At 30.2% G+C, this 14,589-nt stretch carries 14 protein-coding genes; 3 read left to right on the top strand and 11 right to left on the bottom strand.

Going from position 1 to position 14,589, the window contains the following annotated elements:
* Positions 1–90: 90 nt before the first annotated feature.
* From rpmF to pta, 4 genes are all read right to left on the bottom strand, one after another.
* A complete protein-coding gene (rpmF, locus tag PZA12_RS06460; protein WP_011968506.1) occupies positions 91–273 on the bottom strand; it encodes a 50S ribosomal protein L32 in 183 nt (60 codons plus the stop codon).
* Between the two features lie 3 nt (positions 274–276).
* On the bottom strand, positions 277–783 hold the full coding sequence (locus PZA12_RS06455) for a YceD family protein (protein WP_077844564.1): 507 nt from the start codon (positions 781–783) through the stop codon (positions 277–279).
* Between the two features lie 346 nt (positions 784–1,129).
* A complete protein-coding gene (locus PZA12_RS06450; RefSeq protein WP_103698116.1) occupies positions 1,130–2,332 on the bottom strand; it encodes an acetate kinase in 1,203 nt (400 codons plus the stop codon).
* Between the two features lie 96 nt (positions 2,333–2,428).
* Positions 2,429–3,430 carry a phosphate acetyltransferase gene (pta, locus tag PZA12_RS06445; protein ID WP_087701578.1) on the bottom strand — a complete coding sequence of 334 codons (1,002 nt, stop codon included), beginning with the start codon at positions 3,428–3,430 and terminating at the stop codon, positions 2,429–2,431.
* A gap of 560 nt (positions 3,431–3,990) precedes the next feature.
* Here pta and PZA12_RS06440 point away from each other — a divergent pair.
* Positions 3,991–5,196 (top strand): nucleotidyltransferase, encoded by a 1,206-nt coding sequence (locus PZA12_RS06440; protein WP_103698115.1) that lies wholly within the window; start codon positions 3,991–3,993, stop codon positions 5,194–5,196.
* 52 nt (positions 5,197–5,248) lie between these two features.
* Positions 5,249–6,430: a sporulation integral membrane protein YlbJ gene (gene ylbJ / locus PZA12_RS06435; protein WP_103698114.1), complete on the top strand. Its 1,182-nt coding sequence runs from the start codon at positions 5,249–5,251 to the stop codon at positions 6,428–6,430.
* Here ylbJ and PZA12_RS06430 read toward each other — a convergent pair.
* The 6 genes from PZA12_RS06430 to PZA12_RS06405 form a co-directional block, all read right to left on the bottom strand.
* Positions 6,410–6,952, bottom strand: coding sequence for an ATPase (locus PZA12_RS06430; RefSeq protein ID WP_077838835.1), 543 nt, complete (start codon positions 6,950–6,952; stop codon positions 6,410–6,412). The two genes, ylbJ and PZA12_RS06430, sit on opposite strands and share 21 nt — an antisense overlap.
* Positions 6,953–7,126: 174 nt before the next feature.
* Entirely contained in the window at positions 7,127–7,606 is a 480-nt protein-coding gene (gene coaD, locus PZA12_RS06425) for a pantetheine-phosphate adenylyltransferase (protein ID WP_077838834.1), read from the bottom strand.
* Positions 7,607–7,609: 3 nt separating this feature from the next.
* Entirely contained in the window at positions 7,610–8,167 is a 558-nt protein-coding gene (rsmD, locus tag PZA12_RS06420; RefSeq protein ID WP_077838833.1) for a 16S rRNA (guanine(966)-N(2))-methyltransferase RsmD, read from the bottom strand.
* 189 nt (positions 8,168–8,356) lie between these two features.
* On the bottom strand, positions 8,357–10,447 hold the full coding sequence (gene recG, locus PZA12_RS06415) for an ATP-dependent DNA helicase RecG (protein WP_278286274.1): 2,091 nt from the start codon (positions 10,445–10,447) through the stop codon (positions 8,357–8,359).
* Between the two features lie 3 nt (positions 10,448–10,450).
* Complete coding sequence (locus PZA12_RS06410; RefSeq protein WP_103698112.1) at positions 10,451–12,091, bottom strand: DAK2 domain-containing protein; 1,641 nt, start codon at positions 12,089–12,091, stop codon at positions 10,451–10,453.
* Positions 12,092–12,104: 13 nt separating this feature from the next.
* Positions 12,105–12,455, bottom strand: coding sequence for an Asp23/Gls24 family envelope stress response protein (locus PZA12_RS06405; RefSeq protein ID WP_041894943.1), 351 nt, complete (start codon positions 12,453–12,455; stop codon positions 12,105–12,107).
* A gap of 799 nt (positions 12,456–13,254) precedes the next feature.
* Here PZA12_RS06405 and rpmB point away from each other — a divergent pair.
* Entirely contained in the window at positions 13,255–13,446 is a 192-nt protein-coding gene (gene rpmB / locus PZA12_RS06400) for a 50S ribosomal protein L28 (RefSeq protein ID WP_008424849.1), read from the top strand.
* Positions 13,447–13,953: 507 nt separating this feature from the next.
* On the opposite strand, the gene PZA12_RS06395 is transcribed toward rpmB, so the two are convergent.
* Positions 13,954–14,589, bottom strand: coding sequence for a thiamine diphosphokinase (locus tag PZA12_RS06395; protein ID WP_103698111.1), 636 nt, complete (start codon positions 14,587–14,589; stop codon positions 13,954–13,956).

Here is a 14,589-nt window from a genome sequence, read left to right as displayed (position 1 = left end):
TTTCGCTAAGAAGTTTTAAGTATAAATTTAATAGCACAACATGTATATATATTTCTTTATATAAGAAAAGAAAGTCATAAAGACTTTCTTTTATTTTTCAGAAGCTACAACTTCCTTACCTTTATAATAACCACAATTTTTACATACTCTATGAGCAAGTTTCATTTCGTGGCATTGTGGACATTCAACTATGCCAGGTAAACTAGCTTTAAAAGTTTGAGCTCTTCTTGCTTTTACTTTAGCTTTTCCTGATTTTCTTGCTGGACAACCCATTCATTACACCTCCTTATTATCAAACAAACCTTTCAAGGCCTCAAAACGTATATCTACATCTTCTTTTTGGCACGAACATGAGTTGTGATTTAAGTTACACCCACATTCTTGACATAGCCCTTTACAGTCGTTCTTGCAAACTCTTTTAATAGGTAGTGTTGAAATTATGCTACTTTCAACAATTTCTGTGATGTCTAAAACATCATCCATTACAACAATAGCTTCATCGTCATCACTATCTCTATTAGTTGTAAACCTTTCTTCTATATCAATATCTATTGGATAGATAAAGGTATCTAAACATCTTGAACATATCATTTCTAAATCAGTTTTGATTTTAGCATTTAATATTAATATATCCCCATCTGATGCGATCTTCCCAACAACTTCACAAGGTTTTATTGGCTTAATTATATCTCCCTCAAAATCAAATTGTGGTGCATCAAATGTATAATCAATCTTCTTGCTTCTATCTTTACCTGAAATAATATCTGAAATTTGTACTTTCATAAAATCACAGGATAATTATATAATAAAACTAATGTAAACTATATAATATTTCCTCTTTCACTCCTTAGCACATATATTTATAAAACAAACACAACTAATTATATAAATTGCGTGCCAAAAAGTCAAGAAATTTATTATAAATTCCTATTTCTCCATATGAAAGAAAACAGCAGGCTCGTGATATAAGTGTATTTGTATGTATAATAACTGCTCCCTTTTACGTATATATTTTCTTCTATAAAGGAAGTACAGCCAAATATATTGTAGAAAGCTATTGAAAAAACATGCTGATAAATTATAAATAAAAACAATCAGCATGTTAACTTACTATTTTTTCAATTATGCCTTACTTAACTAATTCTAAAGTTTCTTTAGCAATCATTAATTCTTCGTTTGTAGGTATTACAACTACTTTAACCTTTGAAGTTTCCTTAGAAATTTCCATACCATCTCCGATGTTATGACTTTCGTTCTTTTCTAAATCTACTTCTATTCCTAAGAATTCCATATTAGTTAAAGCTCTTGATCTTATTTCTGGAGCATGTTCTCCTATTCCTGCTGTAAATACAATTGCATCAACACCACCCATTACGGCAGCATAAGCACCTATTTGCTTCTTAACTTGATATCCGAATATATCCATTGTAAGTAATGCTCTAGGATCATTATCATTTTCCACAGCACTTCTAATATCTCTAAAATCTGTTCCTATTCCTGATATACCTAGAACCCCTGATTTCTTATTTAAGGTATCATTTACTTCATCTATAGAATATCCTTTTTCTTTTACTAAATAAGTAACTATTGCTGGATCTATGCTTCCAGATCTTGATCCCATTATAATACCATCTAATGGAGTGAATCCCATTGTAGTATCTACAGATTTTCCACCATCAACAGCTGTAATACTTACACCATTACCTATATGACAAGTTACTATCTTTAAATCGCTTATGTCTTTATCCATCCATTTTGCCATTTCACCTGCTACATACTTATGAGATGTACCATGGAATCCATATCTTCTTACGTGATCTTCTGTGTATAATTCATATGGAAGAGCATACATAAATGCTTTTTCTGGCATAGTTTGATGGAATGCTGTATCAAATACTGCTACCATTGGAGTTTTTGGCATAAGAGCCTTACATGCATTTATTCCAATTATATTTGGAGGATTATGAAGTGGTGCTAATTTTGTAAATTCATCAAGTGCCTTAATTACTTCTTCATTAATTACTACTGAAGTTGCGTATTTTTCACCCCCATGAACAACTCTATGTCCAACAGCTGATATCTCATCCATTGAACTTATTACACCATGGTTTTCATCAACTAAGCATTTTAAAACAAGTTCTATTGCATCTTGATGATCTTTTAATGGTGTTTCAACTACATATTTATCTTTTCCTTCAACTTTTTGAGTCAATATTGACCCAGTAATTCCTATTCTTTCAACAAGTCCTTGAGCCAAAGACTCTTCATTACTCATATCAATAAGTTGATATTTTAGTGAAGAACTACCACAATTTATAACTAATACTTTCATAACTCTACTCTCCTTTTAACATTCAAACCTTTTGTATTTTTGTTTTAACAATCTATAAGCTAACCTACTTTAAATTATCTGTAAAAATAATACTTACTATTTGTTTGTTTGAGCTTGAACTGCTGTAAGCGCAACAACATTTACAATATCATCTGAGCTACAACCTCTTGATAAGTCATTGATTGGTTTTGCAAAACCTTGACAGATAGGTCCAATAGCTTCAGCATTTGCAAATCTTTGAACTAATTTATAACCTATATTTCCAGCTTGTAAATCTGGGAATACTAAAACATTAGCTTTTCCAGCAACAGTACTTTCTGGTGCCTTTTGAGCTGCTACTTTTCCAACTATAGCTGCATCTAATTGTAACTCACCATCTATATCTAAGTCAGGTCTCATTTCTTTTGCTTTTTGAGTAGCATTTCTAACCTTATCAACTAATTCATTATCAGCACTTCCCATAGTAGAGAATGATAACATTGCCACCTTAGGTTCCATGTTACATAAATTCTTAGCTGTTTCTGCAGTAGCTATTGCAATTGCTGCTAATTGATCCTCGTTAGGGTTAGGGTTAACTGCACAGTCTGAGAATATTAATGTTCCTTCTTCACCATAAGATGATCCTGGAACTTGCATTATAAAGAAGCTTGAAACAACAGATACCCCTGGTGCTGTCTTTATAATTTGTAATCCTGGTCTTAATAAATCTCCAGTTGTGTGAATTGCTCCTGATACCATTCCATCTGCATCATCTAATTTAACCATCATCGTACCAAAATATAGAGGATCTCTGACTATTTTATCTGCCTTTTCCATTGTAACGCCTTTTGTCTTTCTAAGTTCATAGAAGGCTTCAATATACTTTTCTAATTTATCTGATTCATTTGGATCGATAATCTCAATTCCTGATAAATTTACATCTAATTCCTTTGCCTTATTATTTATCTCTTCTTTGTTACCTATTAAAATTGGGTAAGCTAATCCTAATTCTTGTATTTTTTCTGCAGCTGCTATATTTCTTTCCTCGTTTCCCTCTGGAAGAACAATTTTTTGTTTATTTGATTGTGCTGCAGTCCATATTTTTTTCATAAGGTCCATAATCTATTTATCTCCTCTCTATATCCTATCTCTAATACTAATATACTCCTTTATCAGTGCTTTTTTCAACACAAATTCTCTATAAAATAGAAGTCTTTAGATTTGAAATAATCTAAATTGTCAGACAATACTCCTGTAAAATAACAATATAGGAAAAGTATAATTTTTAACAATTAAATTTTATTTAAAATTATTTTATAATTTATTATTAAACGCTATCAAATGTTTTAAATTATTGACCCAATATATGAAAAACACATGTCCATTTCCCATTATTTTCATTTAATTTTTCTTAAAAATCTATAGTATATTCGTTCAACTAGCTGTATATAAGCTATTTTCTTGTCAATATTAAGCAATAATTAAAAATTCACCATTCTTTTAATGTTCTGAATATTTTTTAAACTACTTTTTAATTGAGTAATATTAAAAAAGTATATTTTTTAACAATAATTTTATAATATCTTATTGACATTTTACAAAAAATACATAACATATTAAACTCTTAACAACTAATATTATAAAATTACATAATATGCTATACTAGCTTTATAAAGGAGATGATTTTAATACTTACAGGAATAATTACAGAATATAATCCATTTCATAAAGGTCATGAATATCACCTTAGCAAGGCAAAATCTGACACAAACGCAGATGCTATAGTTTGTGTAATGAGTGGTAATTTTATGCAAAGAGGAATTCCAGCAATTATAGATAAATGGAAAAGAGCTGAAATGGCTATTAAAAATGGTGTTGATCTAGTTCTAGAACTGCCTCTAGTTTATTCCATTTCTTCCGCTGAACATTTTGCTTTTGGAAGCGTGTCTCTTCTTAACTCGTTAGGCGTAATAGATCACTTATACTTCGGAAGTGAAGAAGGAAATGTCTCTATATTGGAAGACATAGCAAAAGTTTTAGTTTCTGAACCTTTAAGATACAAAAAACTTTTAAAGGATAATTTAGACTTGGGTTTACCATTTCATTTGAGTCGAGCAAATGCACTTAAAGATTATTTAAACTCAAATAAATTATTAGATACAATATCAAATTCTAATAATATTTTAGGTATTGAATATATAAAATCTCTAATTCGTTTAAATAGCGAAATAGTTCCTAAAACTATTAAAAGAGAAGGTTCATTATATAATGATATCAACATAAGTGCTTCATTCGCTTCCGCTACATCAATAAGAAAACATTTGAAAGAGAAATCGCTGAATGATTTAGCTGACATTATACCAAAGGCGAGCTATGACATTCTTCTTGATCTATCTTCTTCTAAGTACCCTTTTATTTTTGAAGAAGACACATTTAAATATATAAAATATAAATTACTTACTAACGAAAGATCTCTTTCAAATCTGCCAGATGTATCAGAAGGCATAGACAATAAAATATTAAAAGAAATCTTAAGATCCAATTCACTTAATGAATTAATATTAAATTCTAAAAGCAAGAGATATACGTATACCAGGATAAGTAGAATTCTTTTGCAAAGCTTTTTAAACCTTGAAGATTTTGATTTATTAAACTTATCTAAGAGCCCTGTTCCTTACGCAAGAGTTCTTGCTTTTAATTCTACAGGACAAAGAATTCTAAAGAGTATAAAAACCAATTCTAGTATAAATTTAATAACAAAGGTACCAAGAAACAATCAATGTGATCATCTAAAAATAGATATCTTAGGAACAAAAGCATATTCGCTGCTAAATCCAAAAGTAAACCCTATGGATGACTATTTAAAAGGTCCTTTTATAATGTAGTAATATTTTACATAACCATAAGAATATAAATATTATTGATTGGAGTGATTTCATGATATATATTATTGTCTTATGGTTTCTTATTATTAGCTTAATTTTTATTTTAATCAAACAACTTAATATTAAAAAAAATACTATCATTTGCATATTTATATCTGTCTTAATAGTTCTTTTTGTTTTAAACATAAACCAATGCATCATTGCAGCTATTGATGGGTGTAAATTATGGTATAACTCAATATTGCCAACTACCTTTCCTTTTGTGGTTATATGTAATTTACTAATATACTACGATGGAATAAATCTTTATTCTAAATTTCTTGGACCATTAATTTGCAAACCATTAGGTCTTTCTAGAAATTGTTCCTTTCCAATTGTAGCGAGTATACTATGTGGCTATCCATTAGGTGCTAAATATTGTGTAGATTTGTACAAGATGGAGTATATAGACAGAAATGAATACGAAAGACTTTTAAACATAGCTTCTAACGTTGGGCCCTTGTTTTTAATCGGATCTGTTGCTGGAACTTTATTAGGAAATGTATCATTAGGTTATATTTTGCTTCTAGGAAGCAATTTATCAATAATCATAATGGGATTTTTAACGAAAAAAAAGAGAAACTTAAATAATATAAGTTCTCTCCCTTGTCCAAAAAATGAAAGTATGAATTTCGGTAATGCTGTAAAAAATGCAGTTCAAAACGGAATAAACACTACATTATCTATAGGTGGTTTCATAATAATTTTTTCGGTTGTTATATCTCTCGTTAAAAATAATCCTTATATCAACATTGCATTTAGACAGCTAGATAATATTTTAAAATTGCCTTCCCAAACTTTATACAGCATATTTTTAGGAAGCATTGAAATGACTAATGGGTGCAGTATAATCTCTCCCCTAGAAATTTCTATTCCCTTAAAGCTTGGTATAATAAGCTTTTTAACTTCATTTTCTGGTCTTGCTGTAATCGCACAAGTAAGTTCTTTCGTAAGCGATACTAAGATAAATTATAGTAGATATATCTTTTTAAAAGTAATCCAAGGAATCGTTAGTTTTATTATAACTTATGGGTTATGCAAAGTGTTTCCTACAAGTATTTATACATCAAACTTACAAATGAGCCATTCTTCAAGTTTATTTGTATATATATACCCAGCATTAACGATACTGTTATTAACACTTTTGCTAAGTATATTTAATAGAACCTTGAAATTATTTTTTCATGCTGCGTAATTCTTTAATGTTCTCTTTTATAACATCGCATGTACCAGTTAAATTTGTATCTATCTCTTTAGCTACTACTTCAAAACTTTCTTGAAGACTCTTTATTAATTTTATTTTGTGTTCTTCTAGCTCTTGATCTAATTGCGTTAATATTTCATCAGAATAATCTCTAGATCCTAATCTTATAGCCTTGGCCTCTCTCTGTGCTGAGGCTATAATTTCTTGAGCTCTTCCTTTGGCTTCCCTTACTATATCGTGATTCTCGATATTCTGTCTCATCATAGTCATTGTTTCTTTTCTAACAGAATCATACTCTTTTTTAGCTTCATTAAGAATTCTTTCTCTCTCATTCATAACCCACTCAGCCTTTTTAAATTGATCAGGCATATAGTTAATTATTTGATCTATTACATCAACAACTTCTCTTTTATCTATCATAACTTTACCGCTCATTGGTACTTTAGGTGAATTTTCCACCAAGTCTTGTAAATACTCTAATAATTCTATTATATTTACCTCCATCTTTTCCATAAAAACACTCCTTAGATATTTATTCTATAAATGAGCAAAATACCATGAACAAATCTTCATCTAGTACTTCTAATTGCTTTTAGCATTATTAATAGCGTTAATTTTAAGTTAATGCAGCTACTTAAACATAGCACATTCTAATTATGAAAATACTTTTCCTTAGAAAATGATCATTTATAGATTTATTCTGGACATTATATCTGAAATAATTTCATTGGGAACAAGCCCGCTAATATCTCCCCCAAACCTTGCCACCTGCTTAACAGTTGAGGAACTAATATGTATATTTTTAGATGATGACATCATACATACAGTTTCAGTATCATGATCTAATTCTTTATTAATAAACGCCATTTGAAATTCATACTCAAAATCAGAAGCCGTTCTTAATCCTTTTAATATTATATTAGTCTTACATTCTTTTAGAAAATTAACCAAAAGCCCATCAAAGCTTCTTATTTCAACATTCCCAATATCTCTTGTCACTCTTTTTATAAGTTCAACTCTTTCGCTGCTTTCAAAAAGATACTTCTTATCAACATTAACTAATACTGCAACTATTACTTTATCAAAAACCTTTGCTCCTCTTTTTATAATATCGAGATGTCCATTAGTTATGGGATCAAAGCTTCCAGGGTACACTGCAACTCTCATTATTTACTTCTCCTCATGCTTGTAATAACATACTGTTGTATTTCCATACTTCTTACTTTTTGTTAATTTTATATCTTTATACCCTTCATAAATTTCTTCAATAGTATCTATTTTAGTAACTATTATTCCATCATTTTTTAAAATTTCATTATCCTTAACAATTTTCATGGCTTCTGGAATCATTTCTTTGCAATAAGGTGGATCAATAAATATTATGTCAAATTTCTTTCCCTTCTTCGCAAGATTCTTTAAGCCTTCATAAGCATCTATATTCATAGGAAAACAGAAGTCTTGAAATTTAAGGCTTTCTACATTTTCCTTCAACAAAGGAAAAGTCACAGAGCTTTTATCAAATAAATAAACTTCACTTGCCCCTCTGCTCGCTGCTTCCAATCCAAGGCTTCCTGTTCCAGCAAAAACGTCTACAACTACTGCTTCTGGTATATACATTTGAATAGAACTAAACATAGCCTCTTTAACTCTATCTAGCGTAGGTCTTGTTTCCATTGTAGCTGGAGGTATTAATTTATGTCCTCTTGCTTTTCCTGCTATTATTCTCAAATTTTTATTCCTCCTAAAATAAGCATATAAGAAAATCTACTCTCTAGATTTTTTAATTTACAATTTAAAATTAACCTTAGTTGTACACCTCGTGCTCTTTTCATCAATGAAATGATCTTGGTTGCGCTTCGCGCTCTTTTAATAGGTGTATATTTTATATATTAACATATCTATACATAATATTTCAAATTAATTAAAGCATATATATTTACTACTTTTTTCCAAATTTTTACTAAGTTCATTGATTATTTCTCTATTTACCTCAAATTCGTTTTGTAAAATGTTATTCGCCTCTAATTTAGCACATCTTAAAATCTTCATATCATCATAAAGATTTGCAAGTACAAATCCTTCATCACCACTTTGTTTCTTACCAAACATCTCTCCTGCGCCTCTGAGTTCTAAATCTTTTTCTGATATTAAAAATCCATCACTACATTCTGTCATTATCTGCATCCTTTTTTTAGTCACATTACTTTTAGCCTTTGCTATTAATATACAATAAGATGAATACTGACCTCTTCCAACTCTTCCTCTTAATTGATGTAACTGTGACAGTCCAAATCTTTCTGCATTTTCAACAATCATTACAGATGCATTAGGAACATTAACACCTACCTCAATAACAGTTGTTGATATTAGAACGTTAACTTCATTATTCTTGAACCTTTTTATTATTTCATCTTTTTCAGAGCCTTTCATTTTTCCATGAAGTATCTCAACTTTTAATTCCTTAAAGATTCCACTGGTAAGTTTATCATACAAAGTTTCTACCGAATTTAACTCCTCTTTTTCATCCTCCTCAATAAGAGGACATACAATATACACTTGGCGACCTTTTTTTATTTCATCGTATGCCAAATCATAAGCTATATCTCTTTGATTATCAGCATAAAATCTAGTATCTATTTTCTTTCTTCCAGGTGGTAGCTCATCAATTATAGATACATCAAGATCTGAATATAAGTATAACGCCAACGTTCTTGGAATTGGAGTCGCTGTCATAACTAAACAATCAGCCCTTTTTCCCTTGTTTATAAGTTTACTCCTTTGCTCAACACCAAACCTATGCTGCTCATCGGTTACTATAAGCCCTAGCTTTCCAAATTCCACATCATCTTGGAAAAGTGCATGAGTTCCTATCACTAAAATTGGTTCTTTAGTTTTAATTCTTTCTTTGATCCTCTGCTTTTCTTTTGCTGAAGTTGTTCCTGTTAGTAATTCAATTTCTATGTTAAATTCATCATAAACTTTCCTTGCTTCTTCAAAGTGTTGATTTGCAAGAATCTCTGTTGGAGCCATAAATGCACATTGATAACCATTTTTGATCACATTAAAAATAGCTATAAGTGCAATTATTGTCTTTCCACTTCCAACATCTCCTTGTATAAGTCTATTCATTGATGAATTTGATTTTTGATCTCTCAATATTTCACGTATAACTCTTGTTTGAGCATTAGTAAGAGGAAATGGTAACTTCTCTTTAAATAAGCTAAGTTCATCTACCCACTGAAAAAGTATACCATTTTTGTTTTTCTTAATTTTATTTTTAAGAAGTAGTAACTTTAGTGAATATGTAAATAATTCCTGAAATTTAAGTCTTATTATAGCGTTTTCCAGCACTTCCTTATTATCAGGAAAATGGACGCCTCTAATAGCTTCATTTAATGAAATTAAAGAATACTTATCTAATATATTTTGTGGTAAATTCTCCTTAACTGTCATCTTGGACAAAATTTCATTAATTAATTTTTCAAACAATTTATTGCTTATATCACCTTTTAGAGGATATTTAGGTATAATCTCATTCGAAATAGCTTCTTCACATGTGACCATAGGATTAACCACCTCTAAAGTATTTCCTATCCTTTTAAATTTCCCCATCAAATTATATATTTCTCCTATTTTAAAGGAGTTTTTTATATACCTTTGATTAAACCACTTTCCAGATACTTTGTGTCCATTATAATCAAATTCTACAGTTGTTAATAATTTACCAGTTTTAGTTTTTACATCGCTTCTAAATCTAATGACTTTACACTTTAAAATCTGCTTGTCTTCTCCTGTAATATTTTCAAATTCCACATTACTATCTACAAATTCATAATCTCTTGGAAAATATAACAGAATATCTAATATATTAAAAATTCCACATCTATTTAATTTTTCTGTGGCCTTTGGGCCTACTCCTTTTAATGTTGAAATATTGCTATATATATCCAAAGCCCTTCTCTTCCTCCTTAAATAATAAGAGCACCTAGCATTAGGTGCCCTTACTATTTCTTATTCTACTGATATTAAAAAGTAATATAGTGGTTGATTTCCTTTATAAAATTGAATATCTAAGTCTTCGTACTTTTCTTGTAGCTCAGCTTCAAATTCATTTGCATCTTCATCACTTACATCTTCACCATAATATACAGTAATAAGTTCACTTTCATCATCTATCATATCTTCTAGAACTTTACCGGCAACAACCTTCTTGTCTTCGCCTACCTCTTTTATTTTACCTTCTACAAGTCCTAACATATTTCCTTGTTTAATATCTATTCCATCAATTTCTGTATCACGGACTGCGTATGTCACCGAACCAGTTTTAACTACTTCAATTGTATCCTTTAAATTAGTGAAATTTTCTTCAACTTCAGAATCATAGTTAAACATTGTGGCACATGCTATTCCTTGAGGAATAGTTGTTGTAGGTACTACTAATATATTTTTACTTGATATTTCTGCCGCCTGATTCGCTGCCATAATTATATTCTTATTATTTGGCATGATAAAAATATGTTCAGCATTTATTTTCTCAACAGCATCTAAAATATCCTGAGTAGATGGATTCATTGTCTGACCACCTTCAATGACATAATCTATTCCTAAGTCCTTAAAGATATTTGAAATTCCATCTCCCATAGCAACTGTTATAAAGCCGTACTTTTTCTTTTCACTATCGACACCTTCGTCTTCAGATGAATTTTCTGTTAATCCCTTAGTGCTTATTAATAACTCTCTATGCTCTTCTCTCATATTATCAATCTTTATCTTTGATAATTCCCCTATAGCAACTGCCTTTGATAAGACTAATCCAGGATCATTAGTATGTATGTGCACTTTTATAACATCATCATATCCAACAACTATCATGGAATCTCCAAGGCTCTCTATCTCATTTTGGAAATCTTGCGCACGTTTAGCATCACCAAGTATTATAAATTCAGTACAATACCCAAACTTTATATCAATTTCCTCTGTAGCTTTAGCTAAAGTACCATTTGCATCACTTATTTTCATATCGCTTAATTCAGCTTTAATATCATTTTTCAATGCTTCAAACATACCTCGAAGTATAATATAAAGCCCCATTCCACCAGAATCAACCACTTTAGCCTTTTTTAGTGCCGGCAATAATTCTGGAGTTCTATCTAACATTTCTTTTGATTTAACTGTTATCTCTTCCATAAAGGCAACCATATCCTTAGCATCAGATGACACTGCCGCTTCAGCAGCGGCTCTAATTACAGAAAGTATAGTACCTTCAGTAGGTCTCATTACCGCCTTATATGCCGACTTTGATCCTTCTGAAAACGCTACTGCAAACTCTTTAATATCTACTTCTTTTTTTCCTTCTAGGCCTTTAGAAAAACCTCTAAGAATTTGCGATAATATAACGCCAGAATTCCCCCTGGCTCCCATTAAAGCACCTTTAGCTAATTTTTTTGATATTTCTCCTATAGAATAAGTATCCATACCTTCTATTTCCTTAACTGCCGCCTTAAACGTCATAGACATATTAGTTCCAGTATCTCCATCTGGAACAGGAAATACGTTAAGTGCATTTACGAAATCACTCTGCTCTAGCAATTTATTGCTAGCGTTCACAACCATGTTATAAAAATCATGGCCATTTATCTTTGTATATTCCATTTAGTTTAACCTCCTAAACTCTAACCGCTTGCACATTTACTGTTATAGATGACACCTTAAGTCCTGTATAGTTTTCAACACTATAACGTACTTTTTGAATTATATTATTAGATATAACCGATATCTTTGTTCCGTATTCAACCATCACAAACAATTCTATTTGTAATTTTTTCTCGCTTGTTAGCTGTATCTTTACACCTTTGCCAAAATTTTCTATACCAATAAGTTCCCAAAAGCCTTCACTGGCATTTCTAGAAACCATTCCAACTACTCCATAACATTCCATTGTGGATAATCCAACAATTTTTGCTATAACTTCCTCTGAATAATTTATATTACCATTTTCGTTTGAAAATCCAACCATCCATATTCCTCCTAAATTCTTATATCTTATTTTCTATTCTATATTAGAACAATATTTTATTCAAGTATCCAAAAAATATACACCTTATAAAAAGCGCGTAGCGCAATTAAGATCATTTACCTTATAAAAAGCACAAACTGAAATCAAGATCCTTCCATCTAAAAAGTACGCATATATGAAAAGATTTCAAATCACAATTAGGAACTTACTATGGGTAATCAAGTCCTTTCCCTAGACAGAAGAATCGAATCCACTTAAGATGATTCTCAATTTAGAAATCATAAAGTACAACCGTTCATCTTCTCTCTTAAAATACGCAGTATAACCAAAGCTCTTTTTACCTTTAAATAAAACATTCATGTACAAAAAAACTAGTGCCAATTACAATTAAGAGCTTTAAAACCAAAGCTAAAAGTTTTTCTCTTCTTTAAAAATCTATCTCTACAAAGTCTTTCCTTCCAAAAAGTTTTTAAAACATAATCATGAGAATAATTTACCTATGAAATAAATATATATATTGCAAAAATAATTCTTCATCATAATTCTAAAAATATTGCAAGAATTTTAGCCGTAATTGTAAATTGTGAAATGTGCATTGTGAATTGCAACATAATATATATCAAATTTCGGCAGGTATTCACATAAGCTTCACTCCCATTGTAAAGCCCTATATTAGCTGCAATACATATTTTTTATTTTATAATTAATAATTTATCTTGCCTATTACATTTTCCTATGATATAATTTACTCTGTCCTATTGAAGATGATTATCTTTGGAATATAAGGAGGTGTTTTCTAATGGCAAGAAGATGCGAAATTTGTGATAAGGGTGTTGTAGCTGGAGTAAGCTATAGCCATTCACATCGTCAATCAAAGAGAACTTGGGCTCCTAACATAAAGAAAGTAAAAGCTTTAGTTAACGGAACACCAAAAACTGTTCATGTATGTACAAGATGCCTTAGATCTGGAAAGGTTCAAAGAGCAATATAAGTTCATAATAAAAAATGCAATTGTTATCCCAATTGCATTTTTTATTTTTAAGGCATATTAAAGAAAATAACGAGCCTAAAATGCCATGATTATTTTTCATCAGGCGAAGAAGCAGATTGGGCTCATAGCGAGCCTATTAGTACAATCTGTTGATGAAGCATGATGGAAAATGGGCGCTTATGAAAAGAGCAGCTATGCTGCAACAAGGAACTTTTCTTGGCAGATGGACTTGTTATTATTTTTGATTATGCCTAAAGCTATTTAGAAAGCCTAAAACTAAACTATACCTTATGTACCTCTAGCCTTTTTTTCTAAAAAACTTTATTATATTAGATAGAAACTTAGGTAATTTAAAAGCTATTATTTTCATTTATAAATCCTCCCAAATATTAATACATTAAAAATAAAAATCAAAATTTAATCCGTCTTATTATATTAATATTCAGTTACTACTCAAAATGTTCCACTTTATAAATATAAAAAATAATTTAATAAGTTCATGAATATTTAGTCTATGGAATGAATAACTAATAACTCCCCTTCTTCATAAGTTATATCTATTGGTGTATCAATAAATTCATTACATATAGCTCGTGGATCTAACAAGCCCAAATCATAACTTGGTAGATTGTACTTACCACCACTAATTTCAAGTTTGCTTACTTTATCGCTCAATGCATGAAATGATATATTTTCACCATATTTTCCGTATAACCTCATTTTATTTTCTCCAAGATAAAGCCTATTATTATCATCTAATATTTCTAAATTAGCACCTTTTTTTTTCGTAGTTAGCATAAGTCCTATATTTCCTAGTGTATGATCCATTCTAGTTCCAGTCGCCCCGAATAAATATATCTTTTCTGCGCCTCTTTTTATCGCTTCCATAACTGCAATTTCAGTATCAGTATAATCTTTCTCTGGTCGAAATTCTAAGACTTCCTTAACCTTTAACTTCATATTATCCAAAATTTCCTTTTTGGCAGAGTCAAAATCACCTAAAAGCAAGTCTGGAATAATATTATACTTATAAAGACATTCACTTCCCTTATCAGCTGCTATTATAAATTCAACTTCACTAATATATTTCTTTAGTAACTTCTCTGAAGGTGGGTTTCCTCCACTTACAATTGCAACGTTCAA

The sequence above is a fragment of the Clostridium beijerinckii genome, assembly GCF_036699995.1.
Classification (GTDB): domain Bacteria; phylum Bacillota; class Clostridia; order Clostridiales; family Clostridiaceae; genus Clostridium; species Clostridium helianthi.
The sequence above is the reverse complement of the archived record's forward strand: the minus strand, read 5'-3'. Positions and strand labels throughout refer to the sequence as shown.